This is a genomic window from Mesorhizobium sp. W050, from assembly GCF_054719535.1.
Window position 1 is genome coordinate 2,364,129 of the sequence record NZ_JBTTIH010000001.1, and the last position, 22,562, is coordinate 2,386,690.

A 22,562-nucleotide genomic window follows, 5' to 3' on the forward strand; every position below is an offset into this window, starting at 1 on the left:
ACGGTGCTCATGGGCACGTCTCGATCGATGCCGGAACCAAAGCCGTTGAGCAAAGTTTCCTTACCGAAGGGCGTTTTAGGTTTTGGAGAACTCGAAATGAAGACCATCATCCTTGGCGCATTGGCGCTTTGCTTGGCTGCGCCTGCGGTCGGGTCCGCAGAAGAAGGCATCGTCGTCCAGACCCAGCGACACCACCACCGCCATTATTGGGACGACAACAATAACGACCGTGTGGTCATCTATCGGAACGGACACCGTCTCCATCGCCGCCATCATGGCGAGCAGGCGCTTTACGACAATGGCGAGCGCGCCTGGCGCCGGCATCATCACCGGTCCAGCGACTTTGTGGTCACCGGATCGATCAACCGTCCGATGCATCACCGCCGTCACGTCGTCATTCAGCAGGACGACAACAGCGATTATGACACCGACTATTGATCGCAGTCTAACGGCCCGGCCTTCGACGAGAGCCGGGCACCGGAGGGAGGGGTTTCGCCATGACGATGCTGTTTCAACCCTTGGACTTGGACGGTCACAAGCGCAGCGAGCTTTACCATGCGGCGCGGTTGTCGATGCTCCAATGTCGTGTGTTGACGCGCTTCGATCGGGTCGAAGAGGCTGCCGATAAGGTGCAAGCAGCGGCTGAGTTGTTCGCTGAGGCGGCTCGACCTGTCGGAAGCACTCAAACGCTCGGTATGTGAGCGCCAAGTCGGCGGCGGAACCGGCAGGCGGCAACGCGCGTTGCCTTTGCATGGTCGACTATCTCAAATCGGTACTGAAGGAACTGTGTCCTGCCTGGCTCATGCGGAAGGCGGGCGTCGTAGACGTTCGCCCTGTTGAGCAGCAGCCAGCCATAAGCGATCTAATAGGTGCGGCGCCGCCGGCGCGATATCGTGGGCCGGTGCGGTCCGAGCCTCCCGACCACAGGCTTAACGAGTCCATAAGCAAGCCCAATTCGGGCTGACCCGCGACGCAGAAAGTTCGAAAAGCTTCCAGGAACCCCAGGCAAACTGGACGACGCAAACTGGACGCCGCAGACAACAATCCGGTTCACGGACATCCTGGTGAGCATTCGCATTGGAGCGGATAGTATCGTCGGCAAAAGAGGGTCCGAAAACGCCTTTCGGCAGCTCCCTCGTAGGAACGAAAAAAGAAGAGAAGCGGAACTTGCGTGTGCAGTATTTGCACACGAACCCTCATAAATATCTCATTTTATTAATCTATCTTCCCCATCATCATAGGGGCCACGGCCAGTCTATGCTCTTGATATTTCAGCATCTGTTTAACATCAGAACCTTAGAACCTACCGCACACGCTGCGTCAGCGAGACCTTCCTGCAACGCGACGTTGCGCGGCGCCAGGGCACCGACACCAAGTCGATCGCAGTGAGACGCCGAAGCCCTGTTAGCGCGCCTGAAGCCTTCGGCGAACTCATCGACCTTCATATCGACGACATGTGCGATGTAGGCAAGTCCCCTCGCCGCTCCAAGGCCGCAGCCCTCGCTATGCTCCGCCACCCTCGATCGCGAACGGCTCGTTCGCTTCGGTCGTGGTCGAGCCGCCCAGGGTGCCGGACGATGACTCTCGGTATCAACATCACCTGGGGAAGTCGTTGAGCGTCGTTTGATCCTGGATGATCTGCCTGGTCGTGATCGCGACAGCCGCTGGCAGTCTCTGACACACGATTGCGCTGAAGTCGTTCGGAATTTCCTGTGCGATGGCCGGAACAAGGCGGCCGGTCGAGAGCATCAGGGCTCAGTGATCAAGCCAATGCACAAGGTCCTGGAGAGGGTAAGACATGACTGTTTCTCCTGCCGGATTCGGCCTTCGAGTTCGCCCGACGTCAGAATTGAGATTCTCGCCGATTGTTTGACCGGCCCGATAAAATGGTTCCAAGGCGTTGACGACGGCAATGTGACCCGTGCCGAGCCATTGAAACTTGCTTGAGACGTTCCAAAATTTCGCCGGCGGGAATGGCGAGAGCCGCCAGACTCAAACACGCATGAGATTGTCTGAAGCCGAGGACCATCCATGGAAGGACCCATTTCGACCTATTTTGCATCGATTGAACCCGTGGCCCCCGACGTTTTTCTGGACCGCTTGCTGCATCCGGCGCGGCATTTCAAACAGCCCCACGACGTTTTGGCCGACGTTGCCCTGGACGCTCAGGAGAAGCGCGCCATTCTTTCGTCATGGGCATCGGATGCCTGCGCCGTAGAATCCGTGCCAGCGCTTCGCATGCTGCCGCGAGCGGGTGAACCGGTCAGCTTCGACACGATCATGGATGCGTTGCAACAGTTGGATCAATCGGATGAGCGTGCCGGTCCTGACTGCAGTGACAGCGCGGCAGTGGCCGCGTTCGTACCATTCGTCGATCGGATTTAAGGGCGACGTAGTTGTTCTTGCACCATGGACCCGTCGGCGAGTGACCCCGCCGGCGGAAGGGGTGGCATTGGTGCGTTCGCCCAGATTGCCGATGAAAATTTTCCTATTCTTGCTCTTGAAAGTGTAAGTCGCGATTCTAAATTGATGGTCGCCGGCAGCCTAATGGGGCCGGCAACACCAGGAGGCGGCAAGGCTCTTGGCGCCTTCTGTTGTCCATGTTGCTCAAAGGAGGATGTGGCTATGAAGACAAACCTCGATTTTACCCCTCTATACCGGTCCAGCATCGGCTTCGACCGCATGGTCGACATGCTTGAAAGTGCGAGTCGTGTGGCCTCGTTCGACAACTGGCCGCCCTACGATATCGCCAAGGTTGATGATGATCAGTATCGCATCACGATGGCGGTCGCCGGTTTCCCGCAGGACCAGCTGACCGTCACCTACCAGCCCAACATGCTGGTTGTGAGCGGGTCGCAATCCGGCGATGAGAACGGCCCGTATCTCTACCGCGGCATCAACGGGCGCGCTTTCGAGCGTCGGTTCGAACTGGCCGATCATGTCAAAGTCGAGGGCGCCAGCCTTGAGAACGGGCTGCTGAGCATCGATCTCAAGCGCGAGGTTCCCGAGGAGATGAAACCGCGCAAGATCGAAATCTCCAGCGGGGCTCCCATGCCGAAGATCGAGGCTCCCAAGGTCGAGACCGACAAGCTGGCCGCCTGAGCAATCCACCATGAAGGCTTTCGCTTGAGCCGGGCGTCCCGCCCGGCTCAGAGACCTACGAAAGGAGAAAGACAATGAGCGTACGTGACTTGATCCCATGGGGCCGGGGCAACGGAAACTCGGCGCCCAGTCTCTTCCCTGATGGAGATCGAGACCCCTTCGTCTCCCTCCACCGGGAGGTAAACCGGCTGTTCGATGACGCCTTCCGCAGCTTTGGCGCCAGACTGCCGGCCTTCGGTCCCTCTTTCGCCGCCAGTTGGCCGAGTGTCGAAATCTCCGACACGGACAAGGAAGTCCGCGTCACGGCGGAAATACCTGGCCTGGACGAGAGCGACATAGAAGTCCTGCTGGAAAATGGGGCGCTCAAGCTTAAAGGCGAGAAGCGTTCCGAGACCGAGGACAAGGACCGGCAGTTCTCCGAGCGCTTCTACGGTCGCTTCGAGCGCCTCATTCCGCTCGGCTACGAGGTTGAAGAAGACAAGGTCAACGCCGCCTTCAACAACGGGGTGCTGACCGTGACGTTGCCCAAGACCGAGCGGGCGCAGGCGAAGGCCAAGCGGATCGCAATCAACGGGAAGAACTGACGGATGCAGTATGGGTGGCGGCCCTTACGGCCGCTGCCCGTGCGACCCTTCATAACGGGAGGGACAGGCAATGGAGACAGTTCAAAGCAGCGACAACAGAAACCTAACCAAGACGTCCGTCTGGCCGGACAATGACAATCGGCCTCGTCTAGACGGGCCGGCTTTGTCAATGGGACGGTCAGTGTTTCCGGACGGCGCAACGGCGCGGATCTACCAGCCCTGCCGCTCGGCCATGACCTCGGCAAAGCCCCGCAAGGACTGGCGATTGGTCTTCGAACGCCGCACAGCCCCGTTCATCGAGCCGCTGATGGGCTATACCGGTGGCCGGGACACCCTGACCCAGGTTGAACTGAACTTTCCGACGCTGGAAGCGGCGATCCGTTATGCCGAGCGTCAAAGCCTCAATTACGTGGTGCAGGCGGCACCTCCTGCTTCCCCGGCCAAGATCAGGAGACAACATGTATCGGAGGAGGAACAGGCCTTTTCCGACCTGGTTTGGCAGCGGCTGCAGTTGGCTTGGCTCCAGGCAAGTCACGGCTATGGCGCCGGTGCACAGGCAGCGAACATACAGACGGCGCTTTCGGAGCCCGAGACACTCTACGCCTCTCCGATGGAGGTCGTGGACGACCCGGTGCTCGCACCCGACGAGAAACGCGCCGTGCTCAAGAACTGGGCCTGGAACGAGTATCTGATCGACCTGGCCACCGCCGAAGGCATGCCGGAAAATGCACGCCCGTCGCGATTGGACGAGGTCGAACTCGCCTTGCTGGCCTTGGAAGTCCGAAACCGGGGCTTCCAGACCAGGACCAGCCCGGTGCACTCCCGGATAGCCGCATGATAAGGCAAGAAGGAACCCACTGATCGTCTTCGACGCCCAACGGACCATCCCGAAACCCTTCCCGCTTGCGGTCGCGGCAGCGGGCGGGCGCGCGCCGACAACTTTCCCAATGCGTGGGCGCCCGATTGCGCCTCGGCAGAACGCGGCCCAGTTGTTAGGATCGCGCTGATATGGACTCCAATGAATTGGCGACAGAGGTTCCTATGTATCAATCCTTCAACGGCTCCGCCCATCCCCTGGCACCGAAAGAGATCGCGATCGCTGCCGTCCCCGAAGACGAGCGTGTCTGGGTCCCACAGGCTAAGGGCGTGTGGTTCCGACCACTTATGCTCAACACAATGCAAGGCCAGTGGTGCAATCTGCTCCGCGTACGCCGGGCCGGGATATTAAGCCGTCATCTGCATCCGGCCCCCGTGCATGGCTATGTGATCAAGGGGCGTTGGCACTATCTTGAACACGACTGGGTGGCAGAGACGGGATCTTACGTTTTCGAGCCGCCCGGTGAAATCCACACGCTCACGGTTCCAAGCGACGTGCCCGAGATGATCACCTTCTTCAACATCTCCGGCTGCATGGTTTACCTGGACAAGGACAACAAGCAGATTGGTTTCGAGGACGTTTTCACCAAGATCGACATGTGCAGAAACCACTATGCGAGCGTGGGTCTCGGTGAGGATTTCGTCGATCAATTCGTGCGGTAGGCATCCGCCCGTTTGTCTTCCGCTGCGATGAGTTCGCGCTCCGCCACAGAGGCGAAACGAGGAGATTTTGGTGACCGATTCCATATGGGCCATGCCCTTCTTCGCGGGCAAGATCGTCGTCATTACCGGAGGCACGACAGGCATCGGAAAGGGCATCGCCATGGCGTTCGCCGGGGCCGGGGCAATCGTCCACGCGACGGGGGCCACGGCCGCCGAGGTGGCGGCCGCTCGTGCATACGGCACCGCCGTCTCGTATTCAGTACTCGACGTCCGGGACATGACTGCGGTCGAAGGATATTCCAGTCAGTTCACATCCGTTGCAGCGCTCGTAAATTGCGCAGGGGTAAACCTGCGCGCCGCCGAATTCACTGTCCAGGGTTTCGAAACGGTGGTCGATATCAATCTCACCGGCTCCATGCGGAGTGCGAGCGCGTTCCGAGGGGCACTCTCGAACGGGGGCGCCATCGTCAACATCGCCTCGATGTTCGCGTTTTTCGGCGCGGCTCATGCGCCGGCTTACGCCGCATCCAAGGGCGCCATCGTGCAACTTACCAAGTCGCTCGCCATCGCCTATGCCGGGGATGCCATCCGCGTAAACGCATTGGCGCCTGGCTGGATCGAGACCGCCATGACCGCCGCGCCACGGGCCGATCCAGCTCGCAACGCGGAATTGATGAAACGCACTCCGATGGGTCGCTGGGGTACGCCGGGCGACCTGACTGGCCCCGCCTTGTTCCTGTGTTCTCCGCTCGCGGGGTTCATCACTGGGGCAATTCTGCCGGTTGACGGTGGCTATCTCATTGCGTGAGGCGTTGGCTATGCTGCGCGACCGATCTCCAAGCCTGTGTCGTCGAGATCAAGATCGAACGCGACCAGTCGACCATGCCTGACCGCAATTGCCGCCACCAACTCCGCAAGCTCGCCATCCGTATGCTCGCAAAAAGCTGCCTGTTTCCTGACAATCGTGACCGCATCCCGGGTCGATACGACAGAGAACGGCCTCCGGGATCTCACGAAGGATTCCGCAACCTCCGCGACGGATGAAGCTCGGTCAAAATTATCTTGCATACTTGCACCTCTGTACGACGCTAGCCCAAGCTCGGCCCGCGCAATTTGTTCCCACTGGCCTAATGCAGCCTGGTTGGCATCCGGCCTGGGCTCCTTGTGTGCGAAGGCCGGGAGCAACGCGACATGGCCGTCGCCGTGCCTTGGACAGTAGGCTGGACGCATTCGTCTCCACTCAACCAAAGGTCACGCCATCGGCCAGTCCTCGCTACATGCTTCAAATGCGAACACGAGCGCGACGCTACAGACGAGGAGGATCAGATGTGTCCAAGCCGCTCGCCAAAATTTCCGATCCTCGGATCACCGCAGTTCCCGCGCAACAAGTCGCCGGGAGACCTGTTTGCTCGCGTTAATTGCGGTCGACTGACTCCTGGCTCATTCGCCGCCCCGCCAGTTGGCTCCGGTCAGCCGGCCTCGTCCGTCTCCGTCATCGCTGGCCGGCGGACGATCCAATCCACCAAACCGGCTTCGGTCTGCTCGCAGGCCACGAATTCGCGCACCAGACTTCGCGCCAGCTCGCGCCATTGACACTCGGGCACGTTCATCTCCGCGATCAGATCTCGGCATGCAGCGCGTATGATGTCGGCATCGAAGGCTGACACGGCGACAGGACCACGGTCTGTATTCTTTGCTCGAGGAGTGTCGTCGCCCTGACGTTCGCGAAAGCGCCTCAGCACCTCGCGCGATGTGGCGATCGCTTGTCGGGTTTGACTCATAGCCTCGTAAAATCCAACTTCGCGGACCGGTGAGCGGTGCCGTGATAGAATGAAGTCCTCCATAACCGGATGTGCAGTGTCCGTACGCGTTGCAACCATCGCCGCCTCCCTGCAGGCGCACCCAATGCTTGCAGCTTCTGCCCGTTTTCGGGTGGCCGCCTGCATTTGTCGTGTCGCTGCTATGATCGCGTGAGTTAAAGCCGGTCAAGCGTCGCTGCAATTACAAATGTAAGTGGGGCATCCGATAAGTGGTATGCCCGCTGGCTGCGGCGGTGGCGAGTTCGTTCTTCAGACGGTCGAAGTCTTCCTCGGCGAAGCGCTCTCCGCGTTGCCGGAACGAGGAAGCAGGATCTGGACAAAATGCATGCGGCCGTGCCGCCGTTCAGGGGGCGCTATTGGCGAAAATCCGCCAATTTCCGCCAGTCGAAGACAACGCCCACTCCAGGCTCGTCGGGTGCTATCGCCAAACCACCCTGAAGCCTCAGCGGCTCAGTGGTATAATGGTCAATATCAAAACTATGCGCCTCCACCCAGCCGGCATTTGTCTGACCTGCAACGAGGCTGACATGAAGTTCCTGCATCCCGTGACTGCAGACCGGAATGCCAGCCTTGTGTGAGAGCGCTGCCACGCGCAGCCAGCCGGTGACCCCGCCGCAGTTGGAGGCGTCGGGTTGGATGTAGGCGAGATTCGACCAAGCGAAGGCATGCTCGAACTCCTCGATGACATGCAGGTTTTCTCCCATTGCCAGGGGCATTCCGGTCGCCTTGGCAATGCTGGCGTAGCCCTCATAGTCGTCGGGTATGATGGGCTCCTCGAACCACAGCAGATCGTAGGCGGCGAATGCTCTCGCTGCCTCGATCGCTCGCGGGACGTCGAGCGCGTAGTTGGCGTCAACCATAAAGGTGACATGAGGGCCGATGCGCTCGCGAACTGCCTTCACCCGGGCCACATCCTCGGCAAGGTCGTCCTTGCCGACCTTGATCTTCACCCCGGTAAAGCCGGCATTGAGATAGGAATCGATGCTGGCCAAAAGCTGATCGAGGGTGAAGTTTAGGTCGATGCCGCCGCGATAGGCCTTGGCGCTCTTCCCGGCCCCGCCCGCCATCTGCCAAAGCGGCAGGCCGCTACGCCGGCCCTTGAGGTCCCATAATGCGATGTCGATCGCCGAGATCGCGAAAGAAGCGATGCCGCCGCGCCCGACATAGTGGATGTGCCAGAGCATGCCGTCGTAGATCGTGTCGATCTGTATTGCGTCGCGAGCCTTGAGGAACGGCGCGAGGTCGTGATCGATCATTGCCTTGATCGCATAGCCGCCCCTGCCGCCGGTGTAGGTGTAGCCTGTGCCCTCGGTGCCGTCGGCAAGCCTCAGCGTGACGGTGACCAGCTCGAAATGCGTGTGCGCGCCGTGCTTGGCATCGGTCATCACCTCACGCAGTGGGACCCGAAACAGCCGGGTCTCGACTTCCTTGATTTCGGTGCGGCTCATGCTGCGCTCCATTCACGTTTTTTCATCGGACCATAATTGCACCGGCAGCGCTGACTGGCAACAATGTGGCTGATCTTTCAGCGGTAATGTGGCTGGTCTTTCAGCGGTTCTGAAGCCAATCCGTCATTTTTGGTCCTACAAAAGCATCAATCCGCTTGTGCTTTGGTCCGATTTACCTTCTAATAACAGGACCATCTGGGAGGAAAAGGCTTGCTGGATACGGAAGAGCGTCCTGAGATGCCCGCGGCTATTCTCGCCGCCCGCGCGGCCGACGCGATGGTGGCCGGCATAGAGGCCGACATCACGTCCGGAAGGCTTGGCGACGGCAGCTACCTGCCGGCCGAGCGCGAACTGATGATCGAGTATGGTGTGGGCCGGGGCGTTGTGCGTGAGGCGATTGCGCGCCTGGCCAGCCGCGGCCTGGTGGAAGCGCGTCCGCGGTTCCGACCCGTGGCGCGCCGGCCCGGCCTGGATGCCGCGCTCGGCGCCCTCGACGGCATTGTAGGACATCTGCTGAGCGACCAGGCGGGCGTGAAGAACCTCTACGACATGCGCGTCTTCCTCGAGGCGTCGCTGGCGCGCAACGCCGCCATCCATGCCCGCAAGGATGACGTCACAGCCCTGAGGGCGGCGCTGGCGATGAATGAGGCGGCCATCCCGGATTCCGAGAAATTCTATGCGACGGACGTGGCGTTCCACGCAGCGCTCTATGACATCGCGCGCAACCCGGTGCTGCCTGTCGTGCACAAGGCATTTACCGCCTGGCTGTCGCCGCATTGGATGCGCATGCCACGGTCGCCCGAGCGCAACCGCGTGAATTTCCTCAGCCATCGTGAAATCTGCACGGCCATCATTGAGCGAGATCCTGACGGCGCCGAGCGGGCGCTGCTCAACCACCTCTCGGCGGCCTGGGAGTATGTCCGCGGAACATTCGAAAGCCGTGAGGCGCCGGAAGCATGACGCAGTCCTACGACCATATCGTGGTGGGCGGCGGAGCAGCCGGCTGCGTCGCGGCGGCAAGGCTTGTCAAAGCGGGACGGCGAACCCTGCTGCTGGAGGCCGGCCATTCCCATCATCACCCCTTGCTCGACATGCCGCCCGGCATCTTCAAGATGATCAACGGCTCGAAATTCATGCGCTATCACCGCACCGAGCCGCAGGCCCATCTCGACGGGCGCGTCCATGAAATCTCGCAAGGCAACGTGCTGGGCGGCGGCACCTCGGTCAACGCCCAGGTCTACATGCGAGGCCGCTCGGCCGATTATGAGGAGTGGGACGAGCTGCTGCGCGGCAACAATGCCGGCGTACGCTGGAACTGGCAGGCGGTGCTGCCGCATTTCACCGGCATGGAGGGAAACAACCGCCTCGGCGGCGAACTGCATGGCAGCGAAGGTCCGCTGCTGGTCTCGGATCCAGGCCACATCGATGATGTTTCCCGTTGGTTCGTCCAGGCCGTCCAAGGCCTTGGATTGCCGTACAACCATGACTTCAACGGACCGTCGCAGCGCGGGGTCGGCTTCTACCAGTTCATGAACCGGCGGGGAAAGCGAAGCAGCGCCGCCTATGCCTTCATCGAGCCGCTGACGAATGATCCCAAGCTGACGCTGAAACTCAATTGCACAGTCAGCCGGCTGCTGATCGAAAAAGGTCGGGTCACCGGCGTCGTCTATTCGGATGCGTCGGGCGCCGAGCATACCGTCCATGCGGATGCCGACGTGATCGTCTCGTCCGGTGCCCTCGTCTCGCCAAAATTGCTCATGCTGTCCGGCATCGGCCCCGCCGAGGCGCTTGCCGGGCACGGCATTTCCTGCGTCGCCGACCTGCCTGGGGTCGGCGAAAACCTGATCGACCATCCGGAGGTGCCGATCATCGCCATCGCAAACGGCCCATACGGCTATTTCAGGCAGGGCCAAGGCTGGCGGATGATCAGGAACGGCCTGCATTTCAAGCTCTTCGGCACCGGCACGATCCTGTCAGCGGGGGTGGAGGCCGGAGCCTTCGTCAATCCGGCCGATCCCGAGGGCGAACCGACGATCCAGGCCTTCTGCGTACCGCACGTCTATCTGGACCGCGATATCCTGACCTTGGTCGAGAACACCTATGGGCTTACCGTGACGACAGTGGTGGTGAAGCCAAAGTCGCGCGGTTTCGTGAGGCTGCGTTCGGCGGATCCGAAGGACATGCCGATCGTTTCGCCGAACCTCCTTAAACATCCCGACGACATGCGGGAAATGATCTCCGGCCAGCGTTATTTCCTGCAGGCTTTTCAGACCAAGCCGCTCGCCGATCGGGTCAAGGCCATTGCCGTGCCAGGCCAGGATGATCTCAGCGACGAAGCCATGACAAAGCATTGCAAGCGCTTTGTGAAGACCAACTACCACCCGGCCGGGACATGCCGGATGGGCTCGGACAGCGACCGGATGGCGGTGCTGGACGCGGCGCTGCGCGTGCGCGGAATAGACAATCTGCGGGTTGCCGACATGTCGGCCTGCCCCAACATCAATGCCGGCAATACGGCGGCGCCCGCCATGATGCTGGGCGACCGCTGCGCCGACTTCATTTTGGAGGCGGCATAGCGCCTGATCCAGCTTCCCGACGGCGTCATCGCCGAAGCCGTCTGGGCCGATATCGTGAGGAAATTACACAGTCGCTGAAAGCGACGATAAAGGAGGAAAGAGCATGATCATTACCCGTCGAAAACTACTGGTTGGCTCCGCCGCCGGCGCGGTCGCGCTGACACTCGGCTCACGCGCCTTCGCGGCGCTCCCGCCGCTCGCCAAGAAGGACAAGTACAAGGTCGGTTTCGCCCAGACGGAAAGCAACAATCCGTGGCGTCTTGCCGAGACCAAGAGCATGCAGGACGAAGCCGCCAAGCTTGGCCATCAGCTGGTCTACACGGATGCCGCCGGTTCGTCGGCCAAGCAGGCCTCCGACGTGAACTCGATGATCGCGCAGGGCGTCGACGCAATCTTCCTGCCGCCCCGCGAAGACAAGCCGCTGGTGCCGGTCATTCTTGCCGCGCGCGATGCCGGTATACCGGTGTTTCTGGTCGACCGCGACGTTGATCACACCATGGCCAAGCCGGGCGAGGATTATGTCTGCTTCATCGGTTCGGATTTCATCGAGGAGGCGACCCGCGTCGGCGAATGGCTGGTCAAGAACGCCAATGGCAAGTCGAAGATCATCGAGCTGGAAGGCACGACCGGAGCCTCGGCCGCTACCGACCGCAAGAAAGGCTTCGACGATTTCATCGCCAAGCACTCGCAGTTCACCATCCTGGCGTCGCAGTCCGGCGACTTCGCCCGTGACAAGGGCCGGCAGGTCGCCGAGACGCTGCTTCAGGCGCACCCTGATGCGGATATCATCTACGCGCATAATGATGAGATGGCGCTGGGCGCCATCGCCGCTTTGGAAGCAGCCGGCAAGACCCCGGGCAAGGATGTGCTGATCTTGTCGATCGACGGCGAGAAGGAAGGCGTCCAGGCGATCATTGACGGCAAGATCGGCGCTATCTGCGCTTGCAGCCCGCTGTTCGGGCCGAAGGCCTTCGCTACGATGGCCGACTATGCGGCCGGCAAGAAGATCCCGCCGTTCATCAAGAACGAGGATGCCTTCTTCGACGCCACGAACGCGAAGAAAGACTTCGATATTGCGTTCTGATATCCACTTTCTTTCCAGTTGCCCTACCCGCTTCGGCGGGTAGGGTTTGGGAGTTTGACGATGACCGCTCAGCCGGACCAAGCCGCGCTGCTCCTGGACATGCGTAACATCCAGAAGCGTTTTGCCGGCATCCCTGCCCTGGCCGATGCCTCGCTCCAGGTTCTTCCGGGCGAGATCCACGCACTCATCGGCCAGAACGGTGCGGGCAAATCGACACTTATCAAGGTGCTCACCGGCTATTACCGCCGGGATGCGGGGCAGGTGCTGTTCGAACGGAAGCCGTTCGAAGTTGGGTCTCCGCATCAGGCGCAGGTCAGCGGCATCAGCACCATCTACCAGGAGATCAATCTCGTACCGCTGCGCTCGGTGACCGAGAACATCTGCCTTGGACGCGAGAAGCGCCGCCGCGGCCTGCTCGACTGGAGCGCGATGCATGCGGAAGCCGAGCGCCTGCTCAGCCGCTTCTCGATCGGCATCGACGTGCGCCGCCCGCTCAGCGATTTCAACACCGCCACGCAGCAGATGGTGGCGATCGCCCGCGCCATCGGCTTTTCCGCCCGCCTCGTGATCATGGATGAGCCGACCTCCTCGCTAGACGAGCGTGAAGTCTCGGTCTTGTTCAGCGTTATCCGTCAGCTCAAGGCCGACGGCGTCTCCGTTCTGTTCGTCAGCCACAAGCTCGACGAGTTGTACGAGGTCTGCGACCGGGTCACGATCATGCGTGACGGCCGCACGGTGCGAAGCGCGGCGATGAGCGACATCGGCAAGCTGGAGCTGGTCGCGGCCATGCTCGGCCGCGACGTCGCAGCCGTCGAAGGCCATGCGACCGCGTTCGGCGAACGCGATCGGTCGAGGATCGGTGATGTGCTGTTTACCGCGCAAGGGCTGGCGGCCGGCCAGTTGGTGCGTGACGTGAGCTTCGACCTGCGCCGCGGCGAGATCGCCGGCTTTGCCGGCTTGCTCGGCGCCGGCCGCACCGAAACAGCCCGCCTCGTATTCGGCGCCGACCGCCGGAGCGCAGGCGAGATGACGATGGAGGGCGCGTCCTACCACCCCGCACGTGCCGCTGATGCCATCGCCGCAGGGATGGGCTTCTGCACTGAGGACCGCAAGGCCGAGGGCATCGTGCCGGAAATGACCGTCGCGGAGAACATAACACTGGCACTGCTGCCGAAAATCAGCCGCAATGGCATCCTGAACGAGGCCCGGCAGAAGGAGATCGTCGAGCGCTTCATTCGTGAACTCGACATCAAATGCTCGGGGCCTAACCAGAAGGTCCGCGAGTTGTCGGGCGGCAACCAGCAAAAGGTGCTGCTTGCCCGCTGGCTGGCAATGAACCCGAAGCTGCTCATTCTCGATGAGCCGACGCGCGGCATCGATGTCGGGGCCAAGGCCGAGATCCAGCGCCTCATCCGCAAGCTTGCCGATGACGGGCTCGGCGTGCTGATGATCTCCTCGGAACTCGAGGAAGTGATGGAAGGAGCCGACCGCATATTCGTGCTGCGCGAAGGAGTGAGGGTGGCCGAACTGGAAGGCCAGGCAGCCGACGAGGAGGACGTGCTCGCGGCGATGGCGCATGGCGGCGCGGCGAAGGAGGCAGCGTGAGCGATCTGGCCACACCATCCGCAGCCAACGACGCTGGAAACCGCCGCTTTGATGTGTTCGGTTTCCTGGCGCGCTACGGCACGGTGATCGCGCTTGTGCTGCTGGTGGTCTTCAACCTTGCCTATACGCGCAATTTCGCGACGCTGCAGACACTCAACGTCAACCTAACCCAGGTCTGCACGATTGTGATCGTCGCGGTGGGGATGACCCTGGTGATCGCCACCGGCGGCATCGACCTGTCGGTTGGTTCGCTGATGGCGATCTCCGGCGCATTGGCGCCGATGATCTTCATGGGCACGATCTTCCCGGTCGGAAACATCTATCTGGCGGTAGCCGTCGCGATGGTTGCCTCGATCTTCGTCGCCGGCCTGTTCGGGTTGTTCAACGGCTGGTTGGTCTCGCGCTTCCGCATCCAACCGATCGTCGCAACGCTCGTGCTGTTCATCGCCGGGCGCGGGATCGCGCAGGTCATGACCAACGGCAATCTGCAGACCTTCCGCGTGCCGCAATTCCAGTGGATCGGACTTGCCCGCCCGCTCGGCATTCCCGCGCAGGTCATCATCATGGCCGTGCTGGTTGCGGCGGCCGCTTGGGCCCTTCACCGCACAGTGTTCGGGCGAAGCATCCTGGCGGTCGGCGGCAATGAAAAGGCCTCTGAACTCGCCGGCATCGCCGTATCGAGGATCAAGCTCGTTGTCTATGCGATCAGCGGCCTGTGCGCGGGGCTAGCCGGTCTCGTCGTCATTGCGATCAACTCCTCCAGCGACGCCAATCTCGTGGGGCTGGGCATGGAACTCGACGCCATCGCGGCGGTCGCGGTGGGCGGCACGCTGTTGAGTGGCGGAAAGGCCACAATCATCGGCACCCTGCTGGGCGCACTGACCATCCAGTTGGTGCGCTACACGCTGCTCGCCAATGGCGTGCCCGACGCCGCTGCGCTCGTCGTCAAGGCCGGCATCATCGCATTCGCCGTCTGGCTGCAGCAGCAACACCGGGTGTAATCCATGAACAGCGCCAGACTGGTTCGCATCATCGGCACTTACGGTGTCGTCATCGCGCTTGCAGCCCTCGTCCTGTTCGGATTCCTGCGCTACGACCGCTTCCTCGGCCTCTTCAACGTGATGAGCGTTCTGCGCTACAACTCGATGTTCGGGCTCGTCGCGCTCGGCATGTGCTTCGTGATCATGACCGGCGGCATAGACCTGTCCGTCGGCTCCGTCGCCGCCTTGGGCAGCGTCGCGTCGGCCCTGGCGAGCCCGCACGGCATCGTGGCAGGCCTTGCAGCGGGCGTTGGCGCCGGCCTGGCAGCCGGGCTGATCAACGCGCTCCTGGTTACGCGCGGCAACCTGATGCCATTCATCGCCACGCTTGCGACCATGCTGGCCGCAAGCGGCTCGGCGCTGCTTCTGGCCGGCAACCAGACCGTTTCGGTGTCTTACGATTCGGGTTTCACCGCCATCGGCCAAGGGAATTTCTGGATTTTCCCGATTCCGGCAGTCATCGCCCTGGTTGCCTATGCCGTCGGCTCAGTGGTCCTGAACTACACCAGCACGGGACGGACGGTGCTGGCCATCGGCGGTGGCGAGGATGCCTCGCGGCTGATGGGGCTGCGCACTAACCGCGTCAAATTTCTCGTCTATGTCGCAAGCGGGTGCCTGGCCGGGCTCGCCGGCGTCGTCCTCGCTTCTCAGTTCGGCGCAGGCCAGCCGATCGAGGGCGTCGGCTGGGAGCTGTTTGCCATCGCAGCCGTGGTCGTGGGCGGGACGCTGCTGACCGGCGGCTCGGGCTCGGTGTTGACCACGCTGGCCGGCGTGCTGTTGCTCGGGATCCTTTTCAACGTCCTGAACTTCGAAAACGGCATGGGTTGGATTTCGCTGTCAGCCTACTGGCAGTCGGTGATCCGCGGGCTGTTTTTGCTCGTCGTCGTCCTTCTCCAGGCACGGCTTACGGCAAGGCGCGAAACTGCCTGAGGATGGCGAGCGCCTTCGAGCACGACGAGCTCAAAAGAGCTCTGACGCTGCAGAATAAGTGCGCGTTGCGCGCCTGGCCAATGAGCGCATCCCGCAAACTTTCTGCGGCGATGCTTCCCCGTTGCACCTGGGCTCCGGCGCCTTTGGAGCGGATCCGCAAGCGGATCGTGGTGCAGTCACATGGCCGTCCTGGAGACGGTCATTTCCCGGCGACCGCCACGAACACGGACTGCCCCTGCCTTTCCAGCCGAAACAGGATGGGCTTGCTCTGCCGGCGAGAGTTCGCCCACTCCTCGACGATATCCGAAGGCTCCGTCACGCGGCGATCGTTGGCCGATATGATGACATCGCCCGGCTGCAATCCGCTCCGGGCGGCAAGGCCATCGGGAACCACTTCCACGACGAAGACGCCGGTCGTTCCTGATTTGATGCCTAGCTGCTGACGCGCCTGATCCGGAATCGGGCTGAGGGATAGGCCGAGGCCTTCGGCCGCCGACTTCTTGTCGGGAACAGCGCCGGTCTTCACCTCCGCATCCTTGCGCTCACCGATGACAAGCGCGATCTCCTGGTCCTTGCCGCCGTTACTCCGTGTCAGAGTGGCCTTGCTGCCAGGCTTCTGGCTAGCCGTCGCAAGCGTGAGGTCATGGACACCCTCAATGCCCTTGCCGTTGAACCGGGTGATCACGTCACCCGGCTTCAAGCCGGCTTTCTCCGCCGGGCTGCCGGGCTCAACCGAAGCAACCAGCGCGCCGTTGTCATCCTTAAGCCCGAGGGCCTCAGCCAGCGACGGCGTGATGTCCTGCAGGCGGACCCCGATGAAGCCGCGCTCGATCCGGCCGGTTCGGATCAGCTGGTCGGCGATGCTCTGGGCGGTGCGCGATGGCACCGCAAACCCGATTCCGATGCTGCCGCCCGACGGCGAGACAATGGCGGTGTTGACGCCGATCACCTCGCCACGTGCGTTGAACAGCGGACCGCCCGAGTTGCCTCGATTGATCGACGCGTCCGTCTGGAGAAAATCGTCGTACGGCCCGGCTTGAATGTCTCGCGAGCGGGCCGAAAGGACGCCGACAGTGACTGTCCCTCCGAGCCCGAAGGGACTGCCGATCGCGATTGTCCATGCGCCCGGCTGCATTGCATCCGAGTCACCCCATTTGGTCGTGGTCATGTTGGGCCGCGGGTCGACCTTCAGCACCGCTATATCGGTGGCGGGGTCACGGCCGACCAATTGCGCCGGCGCCGTTTCCTTGTCGGAAAATACGACATGGATCTCTGTCGCATCGGCAACGACATGGTTGTTGGTGACGATGTAGCCGTCGGCACTGATCACAAATCCGGAGCCAAGCGCCTCCCTCACCTGCGGCTGAACGGGTCCGAGGCCCTGGCCGTCGAACGGACTTGTAAAGTCGCCCGCCGTCGTCTGGTCCTGGACAACCTCCCGGGTCGTGATCGCGACCACGGCCGGCAATTTCTGCTGGATGATCGCTGTGAAGTCGGTCGGGGTATCCTGGGCCAGGACAGGCGCCACGCCACTGGCCGAGAGCATCAGCGCAACCGCGATCAAGCGCGTTGCAAATCGTCTTTGCATATCGTGAGACATTGCTGGACCTCCTGCCGGACAGCCCCGGCCGCTCGGCCGCGCCGCGCGGAGCCGGTGCTCCGGACGCTAGAACTGCCAACAAAGCTGTTTGTTTCAGCCCCCCGGAAAAATGGCACGGCCAGGAAAAATAGCCCGACCGCGGGGGTCCGGAAGGCAGCAGCCGGGAACCATTGAGGCCGTTGAGTTCAACCGTCCACAGGACTGGTCCCGGACGTGGCAGAAATCAGCAAAGCGACTGCGTCAGCTCCGGCAAATGCCCGATATGCCCATGGAGCCAACTAGCGGCTGAGGTGCCTCTACCGGGCCTGGTGCGAAAAGGATCTGCAATGAAAGAGGGAGCTCCACAGCCGCCGAGAGACGCGGCTGTGATCACCACCGCTCGAACTCCCTCAAGGGAACAAAAGGGTACCAACTAAGTTCGGCCCCCATAATGAGGATGCCTATATGGACCTGTTGCCCCAGTCAGCCGAACACACCGTCTCCCCGCCGCCCGCTCCAGACCTTCACCGGCTTTTGTTCGATCCAAACTTGCGTATACACGGCTTGATTGATGACACTGTCGTCACCAAAGCCTTGGACGATTTGAAAGCCGTGCGTTCCGGGGAAGACGATCTCTACGTTGAAATCGACACGCCCGGAGGCGACGCCGACGGCGCGCGACGTCTAGCTCTAGAGTTCAAACTTTTTCTGAAACACTCGGGCCGCAACGGCTACATCATTGGCAAGAATACGGTTTACTCTGCCGGGGTAACGGTCCTTGCCGCTTTCCCGAAAGCCTGCAGGTTCCTTTGCCCGCAAGCAGTCCTGCTGATTCATGAAAGAAGGCTTGAGAAAGACATGGTTCTGAATGGACCAATTCGAAGCTGTCTTCAGATCGTTCGCGAACAACTTGCGCTGTTGGAAACGGCAGAGCGACTCGAGAATGAAGGGTTCGCCGATCTCGTCCAAGGTTCTCGAACATCGCTGGAAGAGCTGCGCGACCATGCCCTGAACAGCTGCTACCTGATGGCAGCAAGAGCTTTGGAGCTAGGCCTTGTTGAAGACATTGCCCATTAACTTGATGCCTCGATGCAAACGGCAGAGCGGAGTCCAACACGCTTCCCTCACTCATGTCGGCGGCGACCATGAACGACGAGGTTGACAAGATAGAGCGGACCGGCGGCTGTCTTTGCGGGTCTGTGAGGTATGTTGTTACCGGCGCGCCGTTGCGCGTTGGCTTGTGTCATTGCCAGGATTGCAAGCGAACCAGCGGCAGCACCTACAGTGCCTTTGCCGTGTGGCCGCGGTCGGCTTACCAGTGCAAGGGCGAGCTTGCGGCGTTCAACGGCAGAGGTTTTTGTCCGGCATGCGGGTCGCGCGTGGTGAATCTCCGCGACGACGAAGCCGAGATCATGACCGGCACTCTCGACGATGCGCCAAACGACCTTCTCCCGACATACGAGCTTTGGACCCCCCGGCGCGAAGCCTGGCTCCACAACCTGCCTTGGGCTGACCAATTCGCGGGCGATCGCACCGAAGAAGGCCAAAATTGGCGCGAAGCCCGACGAGTATGACCATGCTCGAATGGCCCTCCACCCCGTGAACCGTGAAAGTCAGCTTGATGCGCGATGAATCACTCAAGTTCTTGAAGGAAATTGTGGCGACCCCGTCGCCGAGCGGCTTTGAGCAACCCGTAGCGGAGCTTTTCCGCGAGTATGTTCGTCCCTATGCCCACAGGTTGACGACGGACGTCATGGGCAATGTCACGGCGATCATCAATCCTGAGGCGTCTATGCGCTTCATGTATGCCGGGCACATGGATGAGGTCGGCTTCATCGTCCATTACATCGACGATGACGGCTTTCTTTTCTTCAGCACCATAGGTGGAACGGACGTTGCCACTGAAATCGGCCAGCGTGTCTGGGTGCACGGCAAGGAGCCGATCCTGGGCGTCGTGGGTCGCAAAGCAATCCAGACCTTCAAAGCCTCTGACACGTCTCAGACTCCCTCGCTGATGGAACTGTGGATCGATATCGGCGCGAGTTCGCGAGAGGAAGCGTTGAAGGTCGTAGAGGTCGGCAGCGCGGTCACTATCCACGGCGAGTTTGCGGCGCTACAGGCCAACCTTGCTGTCGGACGAGCGTTCGACAACAAGGTTGGCCTCCTCATCGGCGCCGAGGTCCTGCGCTGCCTCTCCGAGGAGGGAGGCGTTCACCCCGGCGTGGGCCTCTATATCCTGGGTACGGTTCAAGAGGAAATTGGGTCCCGAGGCGCGATGACCTCAGCGTTCAACATCGCACCTCGAACCGGCCTCGCAATCGATATGGGCGTGGCGATGGACTATCCGCGCGCTCGCGCCGAGGATCAGGGCAAACTGGACCTTGGGAAAGGGCCGGCAATCACTCAAGGCGCGAACACCAACCCGGTGGTGTTCAATCTGCTGAAGTCGGTGGCCGAGAAAGAGGGCCTACCTTATCAGCTTCAGGCGGTGGGCAGCTCAAGCCCTACCGACGCGCGTGTCATGCAGCAGAACCGAGGCGGCGTGGCAAGTGGAGTGCTCTCCGTGCCTTTGCGTTACATGCATACCCCGTCCGAAGTTGTTTGCCTGGATGATGTGCAAACGACGATTGACCTTGTTTGTGCATATTGCCGGCAATTGACGCCGGAGATCGACTTCACGCCAAGATGATCGCGGCGGGATTGATTGTGGAAGTCCTAGCTCCAACAGTCGCTGATCTGGTGCCTGTCGGCCACCGCCTGGTGCGTCGGTCACCGCGCACCTGAGAAAACCCAACTGCAGTCCACTGGGGAGCGCGCCTCAGGTCACCCCCACCGCTTCCACCAAACGCCTGAGGAAGTCCGTCAGACCGGCTTCAGGATCATCACCTGCGCCAACGAGCACCGAAATACCCCAGCGCCCAAGCACGGCCTCCTCCACAGGGTTGCGGCTGGGCATGAAGATGAACGAAGGGGGACGATCTTTCTCATATCCAGACCGGTGCCAGGTCTGCCAAAGCCGGTGCAACAGCAGCCGGATGTTTGGATCGGAGAGGCTATAGCCAATGAACAGGATCGTGCTGCCGAGAGCATCGGAGCGAAAGCGGACATCAAGGGGAGAATTGAAGGACAGGCGGTCAAGATAGTCGGTTTCGGTGAGGACAAGGGAAGAGTCCTCGTCAAAGTCGCCGTGAAATTTCACGATGTGCGTTACGCCTCGACGGGCCTGCGCAACGTGCCGTGCGTTGGCCACTTTCACGTACTCTCGACCGTGGATTTCAAAAGCGAGTTCCAGGTTCCGGTCATAGTTCGTCGTATAGATGACGGGAAAATCGAGCGTCACGATGAGTCGGTGCAATTCCGATTTCTCGATCCGTTCCTTGGCGACAGACCAGTTTCTGTCCATCCAACTGCGAAGTGGTCCGATACTGCCATGCTTGATCCGATAGTATTCGGCCAAGGTCTGAAAACGATCGCGTCGCGTGGAAAATTCATCGTCGACGCCGAGCTCCTTTGCCATTCGCTCGATGAGTTTCTCCCAAGACGGAAGTCCGACGCTGATCGATACCCCCGCCCCCACAAACAAAATTGCGCTGCGATGACGAATTGCATTGGCGAGCGAATCTATAGGATCATCATCGTTCATGGATAGGTCCTCCGAAGCCACTCGCGTGGGCCGGACCTAAAGGTGCGTGCCCCGTGCGCGAATCTTGGACTTGGTCCCGCAATTCGAGCCAGCACGGCGCACTGCGGGAGCATCGTGCCCCGCCGTCATCGACTAAATCGGATCGACCGTGCACCAGCCAGCCCAGAGGGGGCGGCCCTTGCAGTCCTGCCGAGCCGCTTGCCACCCGAACCGAGGTAGCGGCCGCGAGGACACTGGCTGTGAACTGGAACCGGCGGTGTTGCGGTTTACTGGCCACGTTGATTCAGTTCTGCGCCAGCCATATTGCGCAAAACTCTATCGAGTTTCGCATTCACCAAGAGGTTGCGCCGCTTCGCGCCGATAAAGATGGCGAGAGAGTAAATCATTGTAAGAACAGAGATCATCGTCATTCCGGCCTAAACATCAGCGGCCGGAGATGTTCCATGCGCCCGGAAATATTCCAGTGCAGGTGTTTTTAAATCGCCGAAGCTACGCGCTCAATGCGCGGTTGGTTTCGTGTCCAGGGCGGACGAATTAGCGCAAGGCGGTATTCATCCTCCTACATCGGCGGCGGACTGAAGCGAAATGCTGGTTGTGTCCCGGAACAAATGCTCGCTTGCACAGTTCGAGCCATGCAGCGGTCGACCCCCGCGCTGCAAGATCGGTAGCCCGATCGCCCGCGCCGGCCCCTCCCACGGCGCGGGCTTTCGTTTGAATTCACGCTGTCGGGGTTGGAGTCGCTCCGCCGTTGTCGCGAGCCGGCTGATATACGCGCTGTCTGGGGCTCGCGCGGTGTCGGCGACATCGGCATTCGCGCAGTCCGGCAGGTCAGCCCATGCACGGGAACAACGCGGCACTGTGATGGTTTGGTGGCCTCGGAAGGTGGCAGAGAACGATGGGCAAAAAGCCCAAACAGCACGCAAAATCCACGGCGGATCGCGAAAAGGCGATCGAGGCGCTCTACTTCGCGCGCAAGTGCGGCCTTACGAAGGAAGAGGCACTCAAGATGCTCAGGGAAGCCCCGATCGGGATCGATGATGAAGCCGAAGAGCGCTCCGGCAGTTAGAGGCGACCGCCAATCGCGCATCGCAGCCGGCCGCGGCGCATGATCTTCTTCACTTCCGATACGCATTTCAACGATCCGCGCATTCTGCGCCTCGACCGGCGTCCCTTCGCCTCGTTGGTCGAGCATGACCAGGCGCTGGTTGCGTTTTGGAACGAAACGGTTGGCCCGAACGACGAGGTCTGGCACCTCGGCGATTTCGCCAAGGGTCCAGCCGAGACCGTCTCTTCACTGCTGTCGTCTCTTAACGGGTCCAAGCACCTGATTATTGGCAACAATGACAGCGCCGCCACCATTGGCGACCCGGCCTGGGCGAGCGTGCACCACTACATGGAGCTTCTTGTCGAGGGCCGCTTGCTGGTTCTGTGTCACTATCCTTTTCGCACCTGGAACCAGATCGGCAAGAGATCGGTAAACCTGCACGGTCATTCGCACGGTCGTCTGAAGCCGATGACGCGCCAGCATGATGTCGGCGTCGACGCCTGGGGGTTTCGTCCGGTAACCTTTGCTGCCATTCAGGCCAGTCGCCGGCGGGGTTAGCCCGGCAGA

At 61.2% G+C, this 22,562-nt stretch carries 23 protein-coding genes; 19 read left to right on the top strand and 4 right to left on the bottom strand.

Features of this window, described 5'->3' with window-relative positions; translation table 11 throughout:
• Nucleotides 1-96 precede the first annotated feature (96 nt).
• From ACYG9Y_RS11425 to ACYG9Y_RS11460, 8 genes are all read left to right on the top strand, one after another.
• Nucleotides 97-438, top strand: coding sequence for a hypothetical protein (locus tag ACYG9Y_RS11425; protein ID WP_023738757.1), 342 nt, complete (start codon nucleotides 97-99; stop codon nucleotides 436-438).
• Nucleotides 439-497: 59 nt separating this feature from the next.
• The gene (locus ACYG9Y_RS11430; RefSeq protein WP_023738756.1) at nucleotides 498-701 is read left to right on the top strand and encodes a hypothetical protein; all 204 of its coding nucleotides are present in this window, start codon (nucleotides 498-500) and stop codon (nucleotides 699-701) included.
• Nucleotides 702-2,031: 1,330 nt separating this feature from the next.
• Nucleotides 2,032-2,385, top strand: a complete 354-nt coding sequence (locus tag ACYG9Y_RS11435) for a hypothetical protein (protein WP_023738755.1) — start codon at nucleotides 2,032-2,034, stop codon at nucleotides 2,383-2,385.
• A gap of 240 nt (nucleotides 2,386-2,625) precedes the next feature.
• Nucleotides 2,626-3,102 carry an Hsp20 family protein gene (locus tag ACYG9Y_RS11440; RefSeq protein WP_023738754.1) on the top strand — a complete coding sequence of 159 codons (477 nt, stop codon included), beginning with the start codon at nucleotides 2,626-2,628 and terminating at the stop codon, nucleotides 3,100-3,102.
• 74 nt (nucleotides 3,103-3,176) lie between these two features.
• The gene (locus ACYG9Y_RS11445) at nucleotides 3,177-3,686 is read left to right on the top strand and encodes an Hsp20/alpha crystallin family protein (protein ID WP_023738753.1); all 510 of its coding nucleotides are present in this window, start codon (nucleotides 3,177-3,179) and stop codon (nucleotides 3,684-3,686) included.
• Nucleotides 3,687-3,867: 181 nt separating this feature from the next.
• Complete coding sequence (locus tag ACYG9Y_RS11450) at nucleotides 3,868-4,524, top strand: NADH dehydrogenase ubiquinone Fe-S protein 4 (RefSeq protein WP_245260418.1); 657 nt, start codon at nucleotides 3,868-3,870, stop codon at nucleotides 4,522-4,524.
• A gap of 203 nt (nucleotides 4,525-4,727) precedes the next feature.
• On the top strand, nucleotides 4,728-5,225 hold the full coding sequence (locus ACYG9Y_RS11455; RefSeq protein WP_031253402.1) for a 2,4'-dihydroxyacetophenone dioxygenase family protein: 498 nt from the start codon (nucleotides 4,728-4,730) through the stop codon (nucleotides 5,223-5,225).
• A 70-nt stretch (nucleotides 5,226-5,295) separates the two neighbouring features.
• Nucleotides 5,296-6,033: an SDR family oxidoreductase gene (locus ACYG9Y_RS11460; RefSeq protein WP_245260417.1), complete on the top strand. Its 738-nt coding sequence runs from the start codon at nucleotides 5,296-5,298 to the stop codon at nucleotides 6,031-6,033.
• 661 nt (nucleotides 6,034-6,694) lie between these two features.
• On the opposite strand, the gene ACYG9Y_RS11465 is transcribed toward ACYG9Y_RS11460, so the two are convergent.
• Both ACYG9Y_RS11465 and ACYG9Y_RS11470 read right to left on the bottom strand, forming a co-directional pair.
• Nucleotides 6,695-7,105, bottom strand: a complete 411-nt coding sequence (locus tag ACYG9Y_RS11465; RefSeq protein WP_023738748.1) for a hypothetical protein — start codon at nucleotides 7,103-7,105, stop codon at nucleotides 6,695-6,697.
• A 293-nt stretch (nucleotides 7,106-7,398) separates the two neighbouring features.
• The gene (locus ACYG9Y_RS11470) at nucleotides 7,399-8,493 is read right to left on the bottom strand and encodes a mandelate racemase/muconate lactonizing enzyme family protein (RefSeq protein ID WP_023738747.1); all 1,095 of its coding nucleotides are present in this window, start codon (nucleotides 8,491-8,493) and stop codon (nucleotides 7,399-7,401) included.
• A gap of 210 nt (nucleotides 8,494-8,703) precedes the next feature.
• Here ACYG9Y_RS11470 and ACYG9Y_RS11475 point away from each other — a divergent pair, with 210 nt between their 5' ends.
• The 6 genes from ACYG9Y_RS11475 to ACYG9Y_RS11500 all read left to right on the top strand — a co-directional run bounded on the left by ACYG9Y_RS11475 (nucleotide 8,704) and on the right by ACYG9Y_RS11500 (nucleotide 15,728).
• The gene (locus ACYG9Y_RS11475; RefSeq protein ID WP_023682469.1) at nucleotides 8,704-9,453 is read left to right on the top strand and encodes an FCD domain-containing protein; all 750 of its coding nucleotides are present in this window, start codon (nucleotides 8,704-8,706) and stop codon (nucleotides 9,451-9,453) included.
• The gene (locus tag ACYG9Y_RS11480) at nucleotides 9,450-11,069 is read left to right on the top strand and encodes a GMC family oxidoreductase (RefSeq protein ID WP_023738746.1); all 1,620 of its coding nucleotides are present in this window, start codon (nucleotides 9,450-9,452) and stop codon (nucleotides 11,067-11,069) included. The genes ACYG9Y_RS11475 and ACYG9Y_RS11480 overlap by 4 nt, the downstream gene beginning before the upstream one ends.
• A 103-nt stretch (nucleotides 11,070-11,172) precedes the next feature.
• The gene (locus ACYG9Y_RS11485) at nucleotides 11,173-12,153 is read left to right on the top strand and encodes an ABC transporter substrate-binding protein (protein ID WP_023672664.1); all 981 of its coding nucleotides are present in this window, start codon (nucleotides 11,173-11,175) and stop codon (nucleotides 12,151-12,153) included.
• A gap of 60 nt (nucleotides 12,154-12,213) precedes the next feature.
• Entirely contained in the window at nucleotides 12,214-13,758 is a 1,545-nt protein-coding gene (locus ACYG9Y_RS11490; RefSeq protein ID WP_023738745.1) for a sugar ABC transporter ATP-binding protein, read from the top strand.
• Nucleotides 13,755-14,759: an ABC transporter permease gene (locus tag ACYG9Y_RS11495; protein WP_023738744.1), complete on the top strand. Its 1,005-nt coding sequence runs from the start codon at nucleotides 13,755-13,757 to the stop codon at nucleotides 14,757-14,759. Before ACYG9Y_RS11490 ends, ACYG9Y_RS11495 begins: the two co-directional genes overlap by 4 nt.
• A gap of 3 nt (nucleotides 14,760-14,762) precedes the next feature.
• A complete protein-coding gene (locus ACYG9Y_RS11500; RefSeq protein WP_023738743.1) occupies nucleotides 14,763-15,728 on the top strand; it encodes an ABC transporter permease in 966 nt (321 codons plus the stop codon).
• 199 nt (nucleotides 15,729-15,927) lie between these two features.
• Here ACYG9Y_RS11500 and ACYG9Y_RS11505 read toward each other — a convergent pair whose 3' ends face one another.
• Nucleotides 15,928-17,292 carry a Do family serine endopeptidase gene (locus ACYG9Y_RS11505; RefSeq protein WP_245260416.1) on the bottom strand — a complete coding sequence of 455 codons (1,365 nt, stop codon included), beginning with the start codon at nucleotides 17,290-17,292 and terminating at the stop codon, nucleotides 15,928-15,930.
• 480 nt (nucleotides 17,293-17,772) lie between these two features.
• Between ACYG9Y_RS11505 and ACYG9Y_RS11510 the strand changes: the two genes are divergently transcribed.
• From ACYG9Y_RS11510 to ACYG9Y_RS11520, 3 genes are all read left to right on the top strand, one after another.
• The gene (locus ACYG9Y_RS11510) at nucleotides 17,773-18,384 is read left to right on the top strand and encodes an ATP-dependent Clp protease proteolytic subunit (RefSeq protein WP_023738741.1); all 612 of its coding nucleotides are present in this window, start codon (nucleotides 17,773-17,775) and stop codon (nucleotides 18,382-18,384) included.
• 68 nt (nucleotides 18,385-18,452) lie between these two features.
• A complete protein-coding gene (locus ACYG9Y_RS11515) occupies nucleotides 18,453-18,881 on the top strand; it encodes a GFA family protein (RefSeq protein WP_050587750.1) in 429 nt (142 codons plus the stop codon).
• 47 nt (nucleotides 18,882-18,928) lie between these two features.
• Nucleotides 18,929-19,996 carry a M42 family metallopeptidase gene (locus ACYG9Y_RS11520; RefSeq protein ID WP_023696168.1) on the top strand — a complete coding sequence of 356 codons (1,068 nt, stop codon included), beginning with the start codon at nucleotides 18,929-18,931 and terminating at the stop codon, nucleotides 19,994-19,996.
• Nucleotides 19,997-20,125: 129 nt separating this feature from the next.
• On the opposite strand, the gene ACYG9Y_RS11525 is transcribed toward ACYG9Y_RS11520, so the two are convergent.
• Nucleotides 20,126-20,950, bottom strand: coding sequence for an SIR2 family NAD-dependent protein deacylase (locus tag ACYG9Y_RS11525; protein WP_023696169.1), 825 nt, complete (start codon nucleotides 20,948-20,950; stop codon nucleotides 20,126-20,128).
• Nucleotides 20,951-21,845: 895 nt separating this feature from the next.
• Here ACYG9Y_RS11525 and ACYG9Y_RS11530 point away from each other — a divergent pair.
• A complete protein-coding gene (locus ACYG9Y_RS11530; RefSeq protein ID WP_023672674.1) occupies nucleotides 21,846-22,016 on the top strand; it encodes a hypothetical protein in 171 nt (56 codons plus the stop codon).
• A gap of 39 nt (nucleotides 22,017-22,055) precedes the next feature.
• The gene (locus tag ACYG9Y_RS11535; protein WP_023738740.1) at nucleotides 22,056-22,553 is read left to right on the top strand and encodes a hydrolase; all 498 of its coding nucleotides are present in this window, start codon (nucleotides 22,056-22,058) and stop codon (nucleotides 22,551-22,553) included.
• Nucleotides 22,554-22,562 lie beyond the last annotated feature (9 nt).

Bases quoted from the DNA above. Each gene is read 5' to 3' on its own strand.
- ACYG9Y_RS11425 (WP_023738757.1), top strand. From the start codon at position 97: ATGAAGACCATCATCCTTGGCGCATTGGCGCTTTGCTTGGCTGCGCCT.
- ACYG9Y_RS11430 (WP_023738756.1), top strand. From the start codon at position 498: ATGACGATGCTGTTTCAACCCTTGGACTTGGACGGTCACAAGCGCAGC.
- ACYG9Y_RS11435 (WP_023738755.1), top strand. From the start codon at position 2,032: ATGGAAGGACCCATTTCGACCTATTTTGCATCGATTGAACCCGTGGCC.
- ACYG9Y_RS11440 (WP_023738754.1), top strand. From the start codon at position 2,626: ATGAAGACAAACCTCGATTTTACCCCTCTATACCGGTCCAGCATCGGC.
- ACYG9Y_RS11445 (WP_023738753.1), top strand. From the start codon at position 3,177: ATGAGCGTACGTGACTTGATCCCATGGGGCCGGGGCAACGGAAACTCG.
- ACYG9Y_RS11455 (WP_031253402.1), top strand. From the start codon at position 4,728: ATGTATCAATCCTTCAACGGCTCCGCCCATCCCCTGGCACCGAAAGAG.
- ACYG9Y_RS11465 (WP_023738748.1), bottom strand. From the start codon at position 7,105: ATGGTTGCAACGCGTACGGACACTGCACATCCGGTTATGGAGGACTTC.
- ACYG9Y_RS11470 (WP_023738747.1), bottom strand. From the start codon at position 8,493: ATGAGCCGCACCGAAATCAAGGAAGTCGAGACCCGGCTGTTTCGGGTC.
- ACYG9Y_RS11480 (WP_023738746.1), top strand. From the start codon at position 9,450: ATGACGCAGTCCTACGACCATATCGTGGTGGGCGGCGGAGCAGCCGGC.
- ACYG9Y_RS11485 (WP_023672664.1), top strand. From the start codon at position 11,173: ATGATCATTACCCGTCGAAAACTACTGGTTGGCTCCGCCGCCGGCGCG.
- ACYG9Y_RS11490 (WP_023738745.1), top strand. From the start codon at position 12,214: ATGACCGCTCAGCCGGACCAAGCCGCGCTGCTCCTGGACATGCGTAAC.
- ACYG9Y_RS11500 (WP_023738743.1), top strand. From the start codon at position 14,763: ATGAACAGCGCCAGACTGGTTCGCATCATCGGCACTTACGGTGTCGTC.
- ACYG9Y_RS11510 (WP_023738741.1), top strand. From the start codon at position 17,773: ATGGACCTGTTGCCCCAGTCAGCCGAACACACCGTCTCCCCGCCGCCC.
- ACYG9Y_RS11515 (WP_050587750.1), top strand. From the start codon at position 18,453: ATGAACGACGAGGTTGACAAGATAGAGCGGACCGGCGGCTGTCTTTGC.
- ACYG9Y_RS11520 (WP_023696168.1), top strand. From the start codon at position 18,929: ATGCGCGATGAATCACTCAAGTTCTTGAAGGAAATTGTGGCGACCCCG.
- ACYG9Y_RS11525 (WP_023696169.1), bottom strand. From the start codon at position 20,950: ATGAACGATGATGATCCTATAGATTCGCTCGCCAATGCAATTCGTCAT.
- ACYG9Y_RS11530 (WP_023672674.1), top strand. From the start codon at position 21,846: ATGGGCAAAAAGCCCAAACAGCACGCAAAATCCACGGCGGATCGCGAA.
- ACYG9Y_RS11535 (WP_023738740.1), top strand. From the start codon at position 22,056: ATGATCTTCTTCACTTCCGATACGCATTTCAACGATCCGCGCATTCTG.